Source organism: Yinghuangia sp. YIM S09857, from assembly GCF_051388915.1.
In the GTDB taxonomy this organism is placed as follows: domain Bacteria; phylum Actinomycetota; class Actinomycetes; order Streptomycetales; family Streptomycetaceae; genus Yinghuangia.
The window spans coordinates 35,345-52,062 of the sequence record NZ_JBPKBH010000018.1 but is presented as its reverse complement, the minus strand read 5'-3'; the positions used below and the strand labels follow the sequence as shown (position 1 = coordinate 52,062).

Annotated in this window: 16 protein-coding genes and 5 pseudogenes; 9 read left to right on the top strand and 12 right to left on the bottom strand. The window is 70.2% G+C overall.

The window, feature by feature from the left end; translation table 11 throughout:
* Positions 1-254, top strand: a pseudogene (locus tag ACRX5S_RS30430) (hypothetical protein); the annotation flags it as partial.
* A gap of 267 nt (positions 255-521) precedes the next feature.
* Here the strand turns inward: ACRX5S_RS30430 and ACRX5S_RS30425 are convergent.
* On the bottom strand, positions 522-1,097 hold the full coding sequence (locus ACRX5S_RS30425; RefSeq protein ID WP_436776367.1) for a YdeI/OmpD-associated family protein: 576 nt from the start codon (positions 1,095-1,097) through the stop codon (positions 522-524).
* Between the two features lie 22 nt (positions 1,098-1,119).
* The gene (locus ACRX5S_RS30420) at positions 1,120-1,404 is read right to left on the bottom strand and encodes a hypothetical protein (protein ID WP_436776366.1); all 285 of its coding nucleotides are present in this window, start codon (positions 1,402-1,404) and stop codon (positions 1,120-1,122) included.
* A gap of 93 nt (positions 1,405-1,497) precedes the next feature.
* Here ACRX5S_RS30420 and ACRX5S_RS30415 point away from each other — a divergent pair.
* A pseudogene (locus ACRX5S_RS30415) lies at positions 1,498-2,048 on the top strand (DUF2625 family protein).
* A gap of 111 nt (positions 2,049-2,159) precedes the next feature.
* A pseudogene (locus ACRX5S_RS30410) lies at positions 2,160-2,702 on the top strand (transposase); the annotation flags it as partial.
* On the opposite strand, the pseudogene ACRX5S_RS30405 reads toward ACRX5S_RS30410, so the two are convergent.
* A pseudogene (locus tag ACRX5S_RS30405) lies at positions 2,699-2,863 on the bottom strand (transposase); the annotation flags it as partial. The pseudogenes ACRX5S_RS30410 and ACRX5S_RS30405 sit on opposite strands and share 4 nt — an antisense overlap.
* Before the next feature lie 329 nt (positions 2,864-3,192).
* Between ACRX5S_RS30405 and ACRX5S_RS30400 the strand changes: the two are divergent.
* Positions 3,193-4,584 (top strand): hypothetical protein, encoded by a 1,392-nt coding sequence (locus tag ACRX5S_RS30400; RefSeq protein WP_436776365.1) that lies wholly within the window; start codon positions 3,193-3,195, stop codon positions 4,582-4,584.
* A 208-nt stretch (positions 4,585-4,792) separates the two neighbouring features.
* On the opposite strand, the gene ACRX5S_RS30395 is transcribed toward ACRX5S_RS30400, so the two are convergent.
* Positions 4,793-5,008 carry a hypothetical protein gene (locus tag ACRX5S_RS30395; protein WP_436776364.1) on the bottom strand — a complete coding sequence of 72 codons (216 nt, stop codon included), beginning with the start codon at positions 5,006-5,008 and terminating at the stop codon, positions 4,793-4,795.
* Positions 5,009-5,078: 70 nt separating this feature from the next.
* Between ACRX5S_RS30395 and ACRX5S_RS30390 the strand changes: the two genes are divergently transcribed.
* Complete coding sequence (locus ACRX5S_RS30390; RefSeq protein ID WP_436776363.1) at positions 5,079-5,462, top strand: hypothetical protein; 384 nt, start codon at positions 5,079-5,081, stop codon at positions 5,460-5,462.
* 376 nt (positions 5,463-5,838) lie between these two features.
* Here ACRX5S_RS30390 and ACRX5S_RS30385 read toward each other — a convergent pair.
* Positions 5,839-6,363: pseudogene (locus ACRX5S_RS30385) on the bottom strand (IS5 family transposase); the annotation flags it as partial.
* Positions 6,364-6,533: 170 nt separating this feature from the next.
* On the opposite strand from ACRX5S_RS30385, the gene ACRX5S_RS30380 reads away from it, so the two are divergent.
* Positions 6,534-7,145 carry a hypothetical protein gene (locus ACRX5S_RS30380; protein ID WP_436776362.1) on the top strand — a complete coding sequence of 204 codons (612 nt, stop codon included), beginning with the start codon at positions 6,534-6,536 and terminating at the stop codon, positions 7,143-7,145.
* Positions 7,146-7,497: 352 nt separating this feature from the next.
* Positions 7,498-9,456, top strand: a complete 1,959-nt coding sequence (locus tag ACRX5S_RS30375; RefSeq protein WP_436776361.1) for a hypothetical protein — start codon at positions 7,498-7,500, stop codon at positions 9,454-9,456.
* 301 nt (positions 9,457-9,757) lie between these two features.
* Here ACRX5S_RS30375 and ACRX5S_RS30370 read toward each other — a convergent pair whose 3' ends face one another.
* From ACRX5S_RS30370 to ACRX5S_RS30355, 4 genes are all read right to left on the bottom strand, one after another.
* Positions 9,758-10,093, bottom strand: coding sequence for a sigma factor-like helix-turn-helix DNA-binding protein (locus tag ACRX5S_RS30370; RefSeq protein ID WP_436776360.1), 336 nt, complete (start codon positions 10,091-10,093; stop codon positions 9,758-9,760).
* A gap of 42 nt (positions 10,094-10,135) precedes the next feature.
* The gene (locus tag ACRX5S_RS30365) at positions 10,136-10,423 is read right to left on the bottom strand and encodes a hypothetical protein (protein ID WP_436776359.1); all 288 of its coding nucleotides are present in this window, start codon (positions 10,421-10,423) and stop codon (positions 10,136-10,138) included.
* Positions 10,424-10,443: 20 nt separating this feature from the next.
* Positions 10,444-10,653, bottom strand: a complete 210-nt coding sequence (locus ACRX5S_RS30360; protein ID WP_436776358.1) for a hypothetical protein — start codon at positions 10,651-10,653, stop codon at positions 10,444-10,446.
* A gap of 630 nt (positions 10,654-11,283) precedes the next feature.
* Positions 11,284-12,126, bottom strand: coding sequence for an SDR family NAD(P)-dependent oxidoreductase (locus ACRX5S_RS30355; protein ID WP_436776357.1), 843 nt, complete (start codon positions 12,124-12,126; stop codon positions 11,284-11,286).
* 156 nt (positions 12,127-12,282) lie between these two features.
* Between ACRX5S_RS30355 and ACRX5S_RS30350 the strand changes: the two genes are divergently transcribed.
* Together ACRX5S_RS30350 and ACRX5S_RS30345 are read left to right on the top strand one after the other, a co-directional pair.
* The gene (locus ACRX5S_RS30350) at positions 12,283-12,786 is read left to right on the top strand and encodes an SRPBCC family protein (protein WP_436776356.1); all 504 of its coding nucleotides are present in this window, start codon (positions 12,283-12,285) and stop codon (positions 12,784-12,786) included.
* A complete protein-coding gene (locus ACRX5S_RS30345) occupies positions 12,770-14,620 on the top strand; it encodes a phytoene desaturase family protein (protein ID WP_436776355.1) in 1,851 nt (616 codons plus the stop codon). Before ACRX5S_RS30350 ends, ACRX5S_RS30345 begins: the two co-directional genes overlap by 17 nt.
* A 347-nt stretch (positions 14,621-14,967) precedes the next feature.
* Here ACRX5S_RS30345 and ACRX5S_RS30340 read toward each other — a convergent pair whose 3' ends face one another.
* From ACRX5S_RS30340 to ACRX5S_RS30330, 3 genes are all read right to left on the bottom strand, one after another.
* Positions 14,968-15,396: a LuxR C-terminal-related transcriptional regulator gene (locus tag ACRX5S_RS30340; protein ID WP_436776354.1), complete on the bottom strand. Its 429-nt coding sequence runs from the start codon at positions 15,394-15,396 to the stop codon at positions 14,968-14,970.
* Between the two features lie 548 nt (positions 15,397-15,944).
* Positions 15,945-16,298 carry a hypothetical protein gene (locus ACRX5S_RS30335; RefSeq protein ID WP_436776353.1) on the bottom strand — a complete coding sequence of 118 codons (354 nt, stop codon included), beginning with the start codon at positions 16,296-16,298 and terminating at the stop codon, positions 15,945-15,947.
* Positions 16,299-16,523: 225 nt separating this feature from the next.
* The coding region (locus ACRX5S_RS30330; RefSeq protein WP_436776352.1) for a YegP family protein at positions 16,524-16,718 on the bottom strand (195 nt) is incomplete at its 5' end.

Here is a 16,718-nt window from a genome sequence, read left to right as displayed (position 1 = left end):
CCAGCACCCCGCGACCCACTCACCGGCCCCTCCCGACGCCTGCACGCCACTCAATCGATCCGCCCGAGAAGCCCGGCGCGGACGCCGAAATCTCCCGGTGGGTCGTCGACACCCACGCCGGCAGGGACTTGGAGACCGTCCTGGACGCGCCGGTCCCGGCCTGGATCGCTGAGGCGTGGCCCCTGAGCAGCCCCCGCTGCATGGGCCGCGACCTGTCCTGGTCGGAATGGATCGCCCCGGCGAGTCTGCCGTAGGCCGGGCACGGGCGGGACTACTTGGTTCGTCCTCCCGGTGCAGGCTCGTCAAGGTCGCCGTCGTGCCGGTCGCGGTGGTGGACGCGTTCGTGGACGCGGCGTTCGAGGTTGCCGGGATTGATACGACGCGATGGGCACCTGGGCAGTCCGGAACGGCCTGTCGTGGTCGCGTGAGACGGCCCTTGCGCAGGTTCATGAAGCCGGCCGCCGCCGGGGTCGCAGGCGTGCCGTAAGCCCGACACAGCACCACGGGTCCACTGTCTGTGGCTATGGGTGCAGCTTCTCACCGTTCGCCAGCATCGCCACGTACTTCTCGATCCGGCGCGCCCGAGTCTCGGCCCGCTTGGCGTCCTGGATCCGGTACAGGATCGCGTAGCGGTTCTGCCGGTCCAGCGTCTCGAAGAACTCCGCTGCGGCCGGATCGGCGGCCAGCGCCGCCACCAGGTCGTCCGGCACCGCGGCCGTCTTCGCGCCGTCGTAGGCCGCCTCCCAGCGGCCGTCCGCCTTGGCGCGATCGACCTCGGCCTGCCCCGCCGGACGCATCCGGCCCTGCTCGATCAGAGCGGCCACCTTATCCCGGTTGACCTTGGACCACTTGCTGCGCGGCGTGCGCGGGGTGAACCGCTGGAGCCACCACCGGTCGTCGAACGTGGCCTTCTGGCCGTCGATCCAGCCGTAGCACAGTGCCACTTCGAGCGCCTGGGCGTAGTCCAGCGCGACGATTCCATGGCCCTTCTTGCGAAGCTTGACCCAGACACCGGGCGAGACGGCGTGGTTCTCACCAAGCCATCCCTCGAACGCCTCGGCGGATTCGAACGCGACAGTCTCCAAGTCCTCAGCCACCACAGCAGCGAACCACACCCGGTCAGATCGCGTCGATGATCTTCCTGAGGTTGTCGAACGACAACTCGGCGATCTGCTGGAACTCCGTGGACTGGCCGGAGGGCGGTTCGAGCCTGTCGTCGATCTTGCTCTGCCGGTAGAACTGTTTGCGGGAGGCGGCGACTTGGCCGCATCTCCCTTCGCCTTCTCCTTGAGCTGAGCTTGCTTCGCTTTGACGGACACTGATGTTGCCCCTGTGCGACGGGCACGGATGTTGAGAGATGTATGGTTCGGCGGTCTTCCGAAGGAGATCGTTGATCAGCCTCACCAACCGCGGGCACCTCAAGTAGCTCTGGAACGCTGCCCTCGATGAGATCACCGCGCGTTCCTTCCTGGGGCTGTCGCGTTGTCGTCCGGCGGGATGCTGGTGGACGGTGGGTGGGTGCGCGTGTACGGCGGAGCGGGGACGGGGGCGGCTGACGGCTTGCCCGGCCTGGCGGCGGTGAACGGGTTCCCGGCCGAGTTCCACGCGGCGTGGGTCCCCGAGGCCGGGCTGGTGCTCGCGCACGACGTGCTGGGCGGGACGTTCGCCCTCAACGGCCACGACCCGGCGTCGGCCGGTCGTCCCGGGAGCCCCGGAGAAGTGGTCTACTTCGCGCCGGACTCGCTGGCGTGGGCAGGACTCGCGCCGGGCACAGCGACTGGCTGACCTGGCTCCTCGCCGGCGACGGCCTGGCCGACTTCTACACGTCCTTGCGCTGGCCGGGATGGCGGGACGACGTGGCGCAGATGGCGTTGGGCGACGGTCTTTCGGCGTACCCGTTCCTATGGACCGCCCAGGCTCACGACGATCCCGCCGCGATCGACCGCCGTCCGGTCCCCATGGACGAACTACTCGTCCTGCTAGGGGATTTCACCGAGCAGGCGACCTCGGTCGGCCCCGGCCCCCTGGGCGTCATTTCCGCCGCATAGCGCGCTGACTCCTGCCCGTCAGGACTTTCAGGGTTCCGGTGATCCGCGAGATCGATCTGTGCTGATCCTGTCGTTAGACCGGTTGGCGTCCGACGGATCGGAGCGAAGGCCGTGGCGGCGATCCTGCCCTCCTACCCACAACGGGCTGAGGCCCTCGCGGAACTATCGCGCTTCCGGAACGCATTCCACGCCTGCCTGACCCGCCGATCCGACGTGCTGTTCGAGTCGGCGGATGCGGTGTTGTGCGCGGACGGGCCGGTCAAGACGCTCGTCGGGCTGTCGCTGGTACCCGAGCACCGGCGCGGCCACGGAGCCCTCTACGACGCGGTCAACAATGGGCGGATCGACGCCGGGCGGCTGCGCGACGCGCTGGTCCGGTTGCCGCTGCCGCGGGCGGTGGACGGGCGGATCGTGCTGGCCGTCGACGTGTCCCCGTGGTTGCGGCCGGACGCGGACACCAGTCCAGACCGGTCGTTCTGCCACACCTAGGGCCGCGGTGAGGGCAAGCACCAGATGGTGCCCGGCTGGCCGTACTCGATCGTCATCGCGCTGGAGCCGGGCCGAAGCTCGTGGACCGTCGTGTTGGACGCGGTCCGGCTCGGGCCGGGCGAGGACGTCGCCGCGGCGACCGTCGTCCAGGTCCGCGCGGTGGTCCGGCCCTGGTAGACGATCGCGTTGACGATCTCCCGCATCGCATACGCGCCCTGGTGGCCGCTGACCGAGCGGTGCCGAGCCTTCCACGCGGTGATCACCGGCTCGATCAGAGCCCACTGCTCGTCCGACAAGTCACTCGGGTACGGCTTGCGTTCACTCACATCATCACACCAACAGATCAGCGGCTGCCCGCCGACGGATTCCGCCCCAGCCCACACCATCAGGTGACGACAGAAGCCGCCAAAGACTCACAGACCGCCCACTTTGACCCCGGACTCCGGCGAACGGAATCGGCCAGAGCAATTGATCCCGGTCAGGATCCCGGGTTTTCGTGGTGTCGACGGGTGTCGGTACGGCGCAGGTCCACGAGTGCGGAGGCGACGCCCTTGGACGATGCTTGGTCAACGATCTGCAGGACCGGGTCGGCGAGTAACCTGTTGACCTCTCGCACGAGGACCCATCTTGCGCGGCACGCGTAAGCCGGTACGGAGTGTTCCAGGAGGCGACCTTTTCAGCGCTATCGCGACCGCTGCCGGGAGAGCTGGACCATGCGACGGCCGCGTCGCTGTTCACCGAAGCCCAGCGACTCGTCAACGCGGGGGCAACCGTCCTGGAAGGCAGCTACAACCGCAATGTCCGGGTGGACCACCCCCAACTCGGTGCGGTGCTGGTGCGCATACCGAAGCGGTCGGCGTCGCTGCCGGCGAATCTGCGCACCTGGTGGGAGCCGGACATTCTACGCGCGGTGCAAAAGACGATCGACGTGCCCCAACTGCTCTATGCGACCCCGGGGTTCGCGCGGCGGGACGGCGACTTCCAAATTCACCGGTTCCGGGAAATGCAGCCGCTTCCTCCGCGGCCGAACCCGGTCCCGAACGCCCTGGTGGAGCGGGACATCCCCCGCTTCTTCCGCGACCTCGCCGCCGTGACCGACCTGCCCCCGGCCCCGCCGGGCCGACCGCAAGGGACCGACGCCCAGGCGTACGCCGACGTCCAGCTCGCGTTCCTGGACGGACTGTGGCAGCACGTGAACGCCGCCTGGCCCGAGCTGTACGAACGCCTGGGCTTCCCCCGCCGCCCGATCACGCCCGCACGCCGAGCCCTCGACGGCACGAGCCCTGTTCCGCTCGTCCTTATACACCCGGACCTGTGGCGCGGCAACATGCACCGCAGCCGAGGTTCCACAGTCTTCATCGACCACGAGTTCGTCACCCGCGGCGACCCCCGCCACGCCCTGGCGTACACCCTGGACGAGAGCGGCTACACCCCCAGCCAGGAGAAGCGGCTCACGGCAAACGTCGTCGACGCCCTGCACCTTCCCACCCAGGGGCTCGAGAAGGCGTTACAGGGCTGGACCACCTGGGCCCACGTCCAAACCGCGCTGCGCTCGCCGGCCCGTATCGCCGCCTCCATGCAGTCGATGACACCCGAGCAGGTCCAGGCCCGCTTGGAGAAGACAACCTGGCTGGCCGGAATCGTCGACCGCGTCGCCACCACCTACTGGGGACGCCCCGCCCTCACCCACGAACAAGTCGCCGACGCACTGCGCAGCGTCGCGCCCGACAGCCCCAAACGCCACGCGAGAAAGCCCCCCGCCTCCGCCGTTCGCGCTTCCCCTGACACCACGCAACGCGCACGCCCCCAACCCCCCGCCCCGCATCGCCAGGCCACCCCCCACCCGAATCACGCCAACGCGCCCGCCGCCCACACCGAACTCGCCGCCCAAGGCCTGGCGCCCCTCCGCAGCCTCCACACCAAACCAGCCCTGACCCGCACCACCGCCAACACCAACACCAACCCGACCACCCTGTCTTCCGGCCCATCCGCCCACCAGGCCAAAGACCTCGCGCTCAAACTCTCGCGCACCCTCGGCGACCGCTGAGGAGGCCTCACCCCCAAGACCACCGTGTCAATGACACAACGCCAGGAACCAACCCCGACCAGCGGGAGAAGCACCAACTTCTGATCCGGTCCAGCACCGATAACCCGGCGGCCAACGCGACCAACTCGCGGGGCTTGTTCCGGCGTACGCGGAGGACACGCAGGATTACGGCTTGCCGGCCACCGGCGGTCGGGCACGGTGTGGCCCGTCAGGAACCGGAGGGGTGGTCGGGGACGGCCACGTGGATGGCCCCGTCGCCGGCGAGCAGCCGGTCCCCCGGGGCCACGACGATCGACTGGCCATTGGGCAGGACGATGCGGTGCAGCAGGTCCGGGCGGTACTGGAGATCCCCGTCGTAGGGGATCATCCCGCCGTGCTCCAGGACCCAGGCCAAAAGCTCGGCGTCGTCTTCCGGGACGGTCAACGGCTCCGAGGTCGCGCGGGGCGCTGCCGGCGACCGTGGGCGGGACGGGTGTGCCGTCGATGCCGGGGACGTGCGGCTGGTGCCGGCCGACGGTGTCGAACACGTCCCGGTGGACGACGTTGCGGCCGCGCATGTCCTGGACCAGGTACCGCTCGACCAGGTCGGCGAGCACCCCAGCGTACGGGGCGGCGTCGCTGCCGGGTGCGGGCGGGCGGTCGCGCAGGTGCGCGCGGAGCGCGGCCAGTCCGCGGCGCGTCTCGGCGTCGCGGCGCCGGCCTTGGTCAAGGCGCTCATCAAGCTCGCGCCGCAGTTCGCGGAAGCATTCCTCGGTGTGGAAGACGGTGACCACGCGGGCGGCTCCGACGCTGGTGACGCTCGGCGTCCCCGGCACGGCGGGTGCGTGGCACTTGGACGTTCCACGGTGGTGTCGGACGGTTCTGGTCGTTCGTCGTAGCCGTCGCCGTTGTCGCGCACGGTGGCCCGCCTTTCCGCCGGTAGTGCTCCCCGGCCCTGGCCGTGCCGGAGAGCACCAGGGCGCCTTGCCCGCAAAGGCAGGGGCGGTGCCGGGAGACCACGCGCCAGGGATGTATCCCCGAGCTGGCGGGTGGAGGCTCAGAACTCTTCATCGTTGGATGAGCGATTGACCCTGCCGTTCTGAACAAACAGCCCATCAGCGACTTTTCTGCCATTCTTCAAAACAGCCCAAACGCGCGTAAACACTGTGAACGTCCTCTCAAAGCAACGGACAGCGCGACCGAACTTCTCCACCGCGGCTGCGGGCGAAGCGCCGTCTTCAGGGGGACACTCGCTGCCGAGCGGCGTCTTCGCTCGGCGCCGTGCTCGATGGCCTGGGTGCGGTAGCCGGTATCGGTGAACGCCTTGGCGATGCGCGGGCGGCGGTCGGCGACGTTGGAGAGCAGGAGGATACCGCCGGTGTTGTCGGAGACGTTGGCGGCGGTGACGAAGACGGTGCGCAGCAGGCCGAGGGTGTCGACGGCAATGTGGCGTTTGCGGCCGGCGATCCGCTTGCCGGCGTCGATGCCCTGATCACAGGCATGGACGTTGGCGGAGGTCTTGACGCTCTGGCTGTCCAGGACGCACGCGCTCGGCTCGGATTCCCGTCCGGCCTGCTGCCGGACGAGAGTTCGCAGCAGACCGTTGAGCTGCTCGAAGACGCCGTCCTTCTGCCAACGCGCGAAGTGCCCGTAGACCGTGTCTCAGGGCGGGTAGTCATGCGGGAGGTAGCGCCAGGGAATGCCGGTGCGGTCGACGTAGAGCATGGCGTCCATGAGATCGCGCAGATCGTGCTCGGGCGGACGTCCGATGTCGAGGCCCCGGCCGCGGCGCTCGCAGCGAGTGCACGCTGTGGCTGTCCGACGGCACCTCCTGGGCCTGCGCCGACTCCATCCCCGGACGGGACCGCCACGACGTCACCCAGTCAGGCCCGCGCCGCCTGTGGGGACGAACCGCGGCCGCGTATCGCCGGTGGGAGGGCCACGGCCGCCCGGAGATCACCCGGTTCGGGGTGATCATCGACGAGAGCGAGCCGGCTTGGTCCTGCGTCAGGACAACCACGCTGCTCGCGGAGGTGGCCGCTCGCGTCGCCACCCGGCGCGGCGCGCTGGCCGGACTCCTCAGCGCCAGCGAGCTGGTGGCCGACCCGAGCGCCGAGGAGGGACCCGAGCCGGACGCCGTCGCCGTGGTAGCGGTCGCCGCCCCTGGAGACAACACCACCCGGATCGCCTGGGTAGGCGACGCCCGCGCCTGGGGCTGGGACGTCACACGGCTCCGCCAGTACTCCACCGACCAGACCATGGGCCAGTTCCTGCGCGTCTACGGCGGGCCAGCAGCAGAGCTCGCCGGCCATCACGACGAATGGGTCCGCGCATCCCTTGCCGCAGCCGCCGTTGCCACCGTCCGTGAAGCCGAAGTCCCGGACCGGCTCGTGCTGCTCACCACCGACGGTATGCACGACACCGTGGGTCACGAAGAGGTCGAAGCACTGCTGCGGGCGCACGAGAACCACCCGCAGGCCCCCGCCGATGCCCTGGCCGCTGCCGCCCGCGAAGGCCGCACCGGGGAGCGAGACGACGCCACTGCCGTGGCACTTCTCCATCCGTCTGCCCCGACTGACTGACGTGACGGCTACCAGGCCGGGCGATGCTGTTGTCCGGACAGCGGGGAATGCGTCGAGGTGCCGGGCATCGCGTCCACAAGCAGCGAGGTACAGGCGGGTGTACATGTCGAGGTTTACCTCCCCGTACGGGCGTACGTGGGACCAGAACAGCGGGGCCGCGCCGGTCGGCGGGCGTGAGAAGACGGGCCCATTCCGGCTCGTCCAGGATGTCCGCGGGTCGGTGAACGTCTTGGTTCATCCGCTGAACGACTTGTTCGAGGCGGGACCCACCGGCGGCACTCCCCATCCACGACCGGGTCCACGTCCGGGCCGTTCGAGCCGTGGGTCGGTGCTTCCCGCTACGGTCCCGGTCATGGATCTTCGGGGACGAACGGTCGTGTTGTTCGGGGAATTTCACTCGATCGACACCGATGAAGCAGTACGCCGCCTTGAATCGCTCGGGGCCCACGTGAGGGAGACCGTCACGGACGAGACGGACCTGATGTTCTTCGCCGACGGCGAACAGGGGCCCATTCCTCGTACCGAACACATGCTTCGTGTACCGCAGTTCGACGAAGTCGGCTTGATCGGCCTGCTGGAGCGCGGGGAAGGAAGGCAGCCGCCGGCATGCGAGGAACCGCCGCCGTTCCTGCCCCAGGCTGCCAGCACCATAGCCCCGGATGACGATGAGGCGTTGTACGCGCTCTTGGAGGATGCGGACTGGACCGCCTTCACACCTGACCGCGACCTGCCACCGCTGCGTGCCCGCCTCGCCGACCTGGAGCGGCACGTCGGTGTGACCGAAACCCACCGACTGGCCACACGCCGCCTGCTCGACACCGGCAAAGCGTTGCTGCGGCACTCGTACGGACACGACGCGGAGATCGTCGGGCACGCGATGAGCCCGGACGGCCGGTACCTCGCCACCGGCAGTTGGTATCCGGAGGGCGACTACGACCAGGGAGGCGTTATGCAGATCTGGGAGGTTGCCTCGGGCCGCTGCGTCAACACGATCTCCGACATCGAAGGCGGCGTCGGGTGGCCCGACTACGAGCGCACGATCCAGTGGTCGGCGGACTCTTCCCGTCTCGCCGTTATCCACGCGATGAGCGTCCTGGGGTTGTGGAGCGCAACCGGGGAGGACGCGCGGCCGCTTGCGACGATCAGCGCGTCGGACGGCAACCCTCGGCCTTCGCCGTTCGCGTTCGCCCCGGACGGGCGAAGCGTCTACTACCACTGCACCACCAACGGTGACGGCGGGCTTCAGGGGTGCGTGGTCCCCTTGGACCGCGGTGCATTGTTCTGGACGCCCTGTCACGTGACGACCGACCACCCATACGCCATGGCCCGGGACCTTCCGACAGACGTGCGTGACGCATTCCGCCGAGCCGAGGTGGCCGAAGACGTGGGCCAGTGGATCGACGACCCGGTCTGGACGCCCGACGGCAAGTTCCTCATCGGCAGTAACGCCATTTGCGTGGATGCCGAAACCCGCGCAGTCGTCTGGCACAAGCCGGCCTCGATCGCCGCGTCCAGCCCGGATGGCCGCTGCGTCGCCGTCACGGCCGACGACGGTCTGTCCTTCCTCGACTCGATCACCGGCCGCCCCCAAGGCAGCCCCTTCCTCCTCGACATGGCCTGTGCCCTGCGCTGGGCTGACGCACGCCGCGACCGGCTCGCTGTACTGACGGCGCGCTCGGGCACCGCCGAGCCTGCTGTGCACATCTTCGACGCCGGGGAGCACGTGGGTTCCGCGTCGATCCCGCACCCCCAGTGGCAGGACGGCAAGCGGTGGAGTGGTGACCGCAACGCATGGGTCTGGGCCCCGGACGGGGAGAGCGCGGCCGTCTTGACCGACACAGACACCGTCGAGGTGTGGTCGTTTGCGGACCCCGCCCGGTCCGAACGGCTGCGAGCCTTCCCCGCCAGTGGCATTTGCGCGGTGCTCTGGGGCGCAGACGACACCTTGGTCCTGGTGGGCGGTCGCCGGATCCGGTTTGTCCGAACGGAAACCGGCGCCACCGTAGGCGACTTCACCCTCCTCCTCACCCCCGACGAACCCCGACCCGTGGAAGGCTTCGAGGCCTACGAGTTCGAACGGCAGGTGTTCGCCCTGGACGAGGACACCTGGGCCATGACCCTCGATCCCGACATCGTCATAGCGCCGTCCGACCGTGCCGAGGAACTGGACTCCGTACTCACCTGGGCGGTAGGACGCCGACACGCGTGGCCGGTGCGCTGGGGTGACCTGCGGGTGCTGCCGGACGTCGTTGCCGCAGCCGACGTCTTGCCTCCCGAAGTGGGCGACCTCCTCCGCGAATGCGCGCCCTGACACGCCTTGGCCCGGTGCGTACGTGTGACGGGTGTTGCCCGACCGGAGGCCGTACCGCATTCGCGCAGAGTGCGCCGTGATGCGGTACGGCCGGCCGGGGGCGTCACTCGCGGCGGATGAGTGCGTGCAGCGCGAGGGCGACGGCGATGCCGACGGTGAGGGCGACCCCCCCAGCGTTCCGGACTTCGGTACGCGAGGACGCCGGCCACGACCGCGAGTACCAGGAGGACGACGGTGTGCAGGTCCAGCGGTTCGCGTGAGCGGGGCGGCTCGGGCTGCGGCGGGCCGCTCGGGTTCGCCGTCATCGGGTGTCCCCGGCGGGCTTGGGGCCGGGCAGGGTGCGGTCCGCGGCCCAGTAGCGCGGCACCGTCAGCTTTCCGCGGTCCCGAGCTTTGCGGACCTTCTTCCGGAAGTTGCACATCGCGCTCTTGACCGCCTTGAGGGTGATCCCGAGTTCCTCGGCGATCTCTTCCTGTGTGAGGCCGTCGGCGGTCAGCTTCAGGACCGCCGAGGTGGTGGCGCTGCGGGCCGCGGCGATGGCGAACAAGTCGTCGACCAGGTGCTCGACCCGCGCGGGGACCTCTTCGCCGCCGCCGGGGGACAACGCGCGGTAGAACGGCTCCTGGTCCAGGGCCATGGCCGTGCAAAGAGAGTCCAGGGGTGGGGTGCCGCGGTCGGGTCACAGGCCGTAGACGGCGCGGAGCGCTGCCTCGACCTGGGTCATCTGCTCGTCGGGCATGACGCCGAGCCGCTGGCCGGCCTCGAAGTACTGGGCGGCCATGGGCACGACGTCGACGGCGACCGCGACACCGCCGCCGCATGTGTCGGGAACGGTGACGGTCAGCAGGGGCAGCGCCGGGAACCCTTCGCTGATCTGCATGGCCATGCAGCCGCGCATCGCAGTGTTGACGTAGTCCTCGGAGACGACCAGGACACGGACGTCCCGGCCGCTGCGCGATGCCTTCACGCGCCAGATCTCCCCGCGCTTCACCGGTCGGTCGCCTCGTCGGCGAACTCCTGCAAGTCCTCGCCCGGGCCGGTGTACCCGGCGGCGTGGAGCTTCGCGAGCGAGTCACGCATGACCGCCTCGCGGAACGCCTTCACCGCGAACGCACTTACGTTGCCACCTGCCGCCGCCCGTACCGCCTCGGCCAGATCGACCGGCACCGACACCGCTATCGTCGTAGTAGCTGCCATAGCAAACAGCGTACCTTAGCCAATAGATTCAGTATTGAGATTTCTCATAGTGCCGTACGACGCAAACGCCGCGCTGGTGACGTAGTGGGACGACGGCGAACGAGCCCGGGCGCCTCGCGTCCGGCTCGCCCAGGCCTGTCCCGGCGGCCGCATCGTCGCCCCTTCGGCGTTGAAGACCTCCACCCCGCCGGACACGTCTGCACCCAACCACCCGCCGCCACTCCCTGGTTCTCCGCTATGCGGGCCCTCCTGCCGCTCCGGCCCGGCCGACACCGACGATTGCGGGCAGCGCGACGTGGATGCCGACAGTCGGCGGTAAGCCTTCTCAGGCCGAAGGGGCGCAACAGCCGTTGCTGCCACGCCCCTTTCCGGGTGTCTCGCCTCCGCCAGCCGAGACCGACCTCGGCGAGTTGGTCGAGCTGGTCGGGAGTGAGCTTGGCGCGGCGGATGCTTTGTAATCGCTCAGAGCACCTCAAAGCCGCCCTCGCCACCACCGCGCGCCCGTCCTGGCACTGATCCAACTCGCCCTCGGCGTACGGACGTACACACCTGTTTCCCGAACACCACAGCACCTGTCCGACACCGGACCGGATCTAGCGTTTGTCGAGTCATGGCAGCTTGTGGGCGACGTCATGGCCTCTTCCAGGACGCCGGCATCAGTCGCCTGGCGAAGCCTCGCACAAACGGCTCGATACCGGTGCCGAGCAGCCGGCTCGTCCAGTCGATCACGCGGGCGTCCGCCCCCACGTACACGCGAGCACGGTTGCGGGAGACGCCGCGAAGGATCGCTCGGGCCGCTCCCTCGGGTGCGGTCAGGGCGACGCGGCTGCTCGTGGTGACGAGGGCGTCGGCGTCGACGCGGGCGGAGGTTCGTACCGAACGGGCGAACGCCGAGCTGACTCCTCCCGGCAGCACCGTGCTCACGCGTACGCCGGAAGGCGACAACCGCAACTCCTGGCGCACCGCGTCCGTGAACCCGCACACCGCGGACTTGGAGGCGCAGTAGGCGCTCATCGCGGGCACGCCCACCAACGCGAACACGCTGGCCACGTTGACCAGATGGCCTTCTGTGGAGTGCCGGAGATAAGGGAGGAACGATGTCGTGCCGTGCACCACGCCCCAGAAGTTCACCCCCATCAGCCATTGGACGTCCTCCCAGATCACCTCCTCGACCGGCGCCACCACACCCACGCCCGCGTTGTTGATCACGAGGTCGACCCCTCCGAAGCGGCCGACGACCTCGTCGGCCCACGCCTGCACCTCGTCACGCGCCGCGACATCGACTTCGGTCACCGTGGGGCAGCGCCCCGGGCACACGCGTTCGATCATCTCGGCCGTGGTCCACAGCCCGGCGCCGTCGATGTCCGCGAGCGCCGGCAGGGCGCCGCGGCGCGCGAGTTCCACGGCCAGGGCCCGACCGATGCCGGACCCCGCACCGGTCACCGCCGCCACTCGGTTGCCGAATTCCCGCACGCCAGGCCCCTTCAGAGAGTCCGTACGTCTGCCGTGCCGCTACCCACCCCGATGAGGACCACCCCGGGTCACCCGGAAGACGCGCCCGCAGGCTCCGCCAGGAGGTCACGCACCAGGTCCGGGGATAGCCGACGGCAAGGCGGGTAACCGCCGGCCATGGCCCGACGACAGCAATTGATCCACGCGAGTCCGAACCAGGTGTGGGCTGTGCTCGCCGACCCGCAACGCTACGCCGAATGGGTCGTAGGCACCCAGCGAATCGAACGCGCCGACGACACTTGGCCGCAGGTGGGTGCGGGCCTGGCCTACTGCGTCGGAATCGGGCCGATCACCTTCCGGGACGAATGCGTCGTCCGGCTCTGTGATCCCGGCAAGCGGTTGGAACTGGAAGCCTTGGCTCCGCCTCTGGGCTCCGCCCGCATCAGCATCGAACTGTTGCCGTGGGACGGCGAGACCGTGGCCTTGGTCGACGAGCATCCGCTGCGCGGTCCCGCCGCCCGGCTGCACGGCCCGCCCGGCGAAGCCCTGCTCCATCTACGCAACCGCAAGATGCTGCGCAACCTGGCGCGGGTCGCCGTGGAGCCTCCGACGACCGCGCACAACGGATCGGCCCCGGTTCCCGATGCGCCCGCCAAGGGGAGCCGTGACGGACGAAGCTGACGCCGTCGTCATCGGCTCCGGCCCCAACGGACTCGTCGCCGCCAACCTGCTCGCGGACCACGGGTGGCGCGTCGTGGTACTGGAGGCACAGGAGTCACCGGGCGGGGCGGTGCGGAGCGATCGCGGGGTGCACCCGGACTTCGTCAACGACCTCTTCAGCTCGTTCCACCCGCTCGCGGCCGCCTCCCCCGTGGTCGCCGGACTGGGCCTGCACGAGTTCGGCCTGCGCTGGAGCCACGCCCCGGCTGTCCTTGGGCACCCGCTGGGCGATGGGCGCTGCGCCGTGCTGCACCGCGGCGTCGAGGCGACCGCGGCCGGACTGGCCCGGGACTTCGGCGACGCGGACGCGGACGGGTGGCGACCCCTCTCCGACCTGTGGACACGCCTCGACCCACACCTGGTGAACTCGCTGCTGTCCCCGTTCCCACCCGTGCGCTCCGGCCTCGCGCTCGCCGGACGCCTCGGCGTGGCGGACGGACTGCGGTTCGCCCGCTTGATGACACTCCCGGTGCGGACGCTGGGCAAGGAAGAGTTCTCCGACGTGGGCGCCACGATGCTGCTGGCCGGATGCGCACTGCACGCGGATCTGCTTCCGGACGCGATGCCCAGCGCGGCGTTCGGCTGGCTGCTGGCCATGCTGGGACAGCAGCACGGATGGCCCGCCCCCGCCGGCGGCGCCGGGGCGCTCACCGATGCGCTCGTCAGACGGTTCGAGGCCAAGGGCGGCGTGGTGCACTGCGGTACGCGCGTCACGTCGGTCGTGGTGCGCGGCGGCGCGGCGCTGGGTGTGCGCACGGCCGACGGTGACGCGGTGCGGGCGCGCCGGGGAGTGCTCGCCGACGTCCCCGCGCCGGCCCTTTACGGTGGCCTGGTCTCCTGGGACGACCTTCCGCCCCGACTGCGCGACGACATAGGCCGGTTCACCTGGGACCTGGGCACGTTCAAGGTCGACTGGGCCCTGGACGGCCCCATCCCCTGGACCGCGCCGGGCACCGCCCAGGCCGGGACCGTCCATCTCGCTGCCGACCTCGACGAACTGTCGGACTACGCCGTCCAGGTGGCGACCGGGCGCCTACCGGAACGCCCCTTCCTGCTGCTCGGGCAGATGACCACCACCGACCCCACGCGCTCCCCCGCTGGCACCGAGTCGGCGTGGGCGTACACCCACGTGCCCCGGCGCGTCCGCGAAGACCTCGGCGGCCGCGTGTCGGGACGGTGGGACTCCGGGGAGGCGCAGGCGTACGCCGACCGTCTGGAGGCACGAGTTGAGACCTTCGCCCCCGGATTCCGCTCCCGCATCCGGGCCCGCCGCATCCTGTCCCCGCACTCCCTCGAAGCCGCGAACGAAAACCTGGTCGGCGGCGCTCTCAACGGCGGGACCGCGAACGTCCACCAGCAGTTGGTCTTTCGGCCGGTGCCGGGGTCAGGGCGTGCGCCGACGCCGGTCCGGCGCCTCTACCTGGCTTCCGCGTCCGCGCACCCGGGCGGCGGCGTGCACGGCGCCTGCGGCGCCAACGCCGCCCGCGCGGCGCTGCACGCCGACCGCCGGGCAGTGGGGCGTACCGCTCTTCGCCGAGCGACCGCGTACGGCGTGCTCCTGATGCCGGACCCGAGTAAGCCCGCGCGGCGCGGTCAGCGGCGAACCCAGGGGGTCAGTCCCAAGTGTGGTCCGGGTGGCCGCGAGTGCGCAGGCGTTGCTTCATCTCCGCCTCGTAGAGATGTCGTCGGCCATCGGCAAGGTCGTCGCGCAGGCGCTGCTCGGCGTCCGCGAAGGGCTGGTAGTACGTCCGGTCATACGCCTCGACGATCTGGAACGTCCAATGGCCCGGGATGACGTTGCGCCCCGCTACCTCGCTCTTCAGGGCCTGTGCGGCCTCGGCGTGTCCGGCCTCCCGCAGCATGTCCACGGCATCGTGAAGGATGCGGTCGGCGCTGCCGGTGAGCTGATGGAACGCGTACAGGTGGCCGCGGGCTCGGGCGGTGTACTCCCATGCCTCCGAAACCCGGCCGAGCGCCGCGACGGTGGCGTCGTCGACCCCGTCGGGGCGCCGGTGGCCGTCTTCACTCGGGGGGAGAACCGAATCGGACACGACGACTCCTCTCAGCCGCGGCGCGCTCGACGTCGGCGCGTCGCGGGTTCGCATGCTTTCGTGGACTGTCCCCGTTCGCGGGCGCGTAAATTCACCGTCCAGGCGGTGTCACTCCTGGAGGATGCGGTGGACGGTGCCTGCTTGCCGGCCGCCAAGGTCGGACTCCGCCATCCGGCGGCGCGTACTGCCTGCCAGCGTGCTGCGTCGAACATCGGGCAGCGCTTACAGGATGGACGTGGGAGGCGGCCCATGACAGACAGCGCGGCAGCTGCCTATCCCGGCAGGGTGGCGTCCCGGCCGGTCGAAGGTCATCCTCCATGGTGGGCTCCGTCAAGTCCGAGGCGACGCCGCTCCACGCTATGAGCTTGGTGTCAGGACGGCGGCGCAGGATGGGGTCCGCTCGCAGCCGCAAACGGATTTGGCGCAGATGGACCCGTACCGTGCTGCGTGCCATGGACAGTTCGGCTGCGATGGCGTTGTTGTCGATGCCAGTGGCGTGGCGCCAGGCGACCTCGCGCATCCGAGGGGGCAGACGCGGCAGTGCGTGCAGCAATGCGGTGTGAGTCGCCGATCGCACGGCGATGTCCGCCGTGTGGTCTTCGACGCGACGCCCGACGCCGCGCCCGCTAGCCTCGCGTGCGCGAACGCCGCAGGCGGCCCGGACGCGAACTGCCGCACCGGGGCCGCCAGTGCCGGAGGCCGCGCGCCGGGTGGGGGTGGGCACGCGGACACAGACCTCACAGGCGCCCGGTGCGCCGTGTGGTCCCTCCGGGGCGAATCACCGTAGACCTCCCCCGCAGCGAAGGGAACAGGCCAGAACCGTAGATTCGGCCAAGATCAAGCGCATGGGCGTCCGCGGTGTCGGTCTGGGCATCTGGGGGGCGCGAAAGCCCGTTTGCGGCAACGCAGTTCCCTGACCCTCCGCACGGCGGGCACCGGCTGCCGCGTTCGGATCGGGTGAACGCGGCTTGTTCGTACGCCGGTTGCCGCCCCGGGAGTTGTGGTGCGGGGCTGCTCCTCGGGGGGTGAGGCAGCCCCGCACGTTCTCGGGGCAGGTTCAATTGCCGTTCAGTTGCCGGTGCGGGCGCGGTGGCGTCCCGGCCGGCCTGGCGGACTGCCTTCCGGGCGGCGGGCGGTGCCGCGGTCCGGGCGGCGCAGGACAGCGGCTAGGGAGTCAAGGAACCCGACTGCTGTCTTGCGTCCCCCGCTCCTGCGGCCGCGGCCAGGGGTCCGCCCGCCGCCGGGCGCGGTCATGCGCAGCACGCACGACCCGCGGACCGGGTTGTCGACGTCCGGCAGCACCGGCGCCGCGTCGGCCAGGTCCCCGCACGCGGTCAGGCGACCCACCACCTGCTCCAGTGCGCCGACCGGACCGAACACCAGCACCACCTCATCCGCCGCGCCGCCGTCGACCAGGTCCATGCCACGGATCAACGAGCGCACCCGGGCGAGGTGTCGCCACGAACGGCGTACCGCTCAAGGCACCGCGGCACCCCGATCGCCGCACAGACGCATGGCGCGCTGTCCCCCGCCGCCGGCGGTACCGCCGGGGCGTCACAGCAGCGGAGCCTGCGCGGCGGGGCTCTTCGGGGCGCGTGATTCACGGGGGGGCTGCGCCGGAGCCCGGTTCCCGGGGGCGGGCGGCGGTCAGGCGCTGGTGAGTTCTTGGATCTTCGCTCCGGGGGCGTTGGTCTGGATGGACTTGATGCCGTTCATGCAGGCGGCCTTGGACTCGTAGGCCTCGCCGGTGGCGATGATCTGTCCGTTGCTGGCCTTGAGCCCGAACCGGTACTTCCCGCGCTGCTCAACCAGTGATCCTTTTCGGCGTGGCAACTGGTCGGG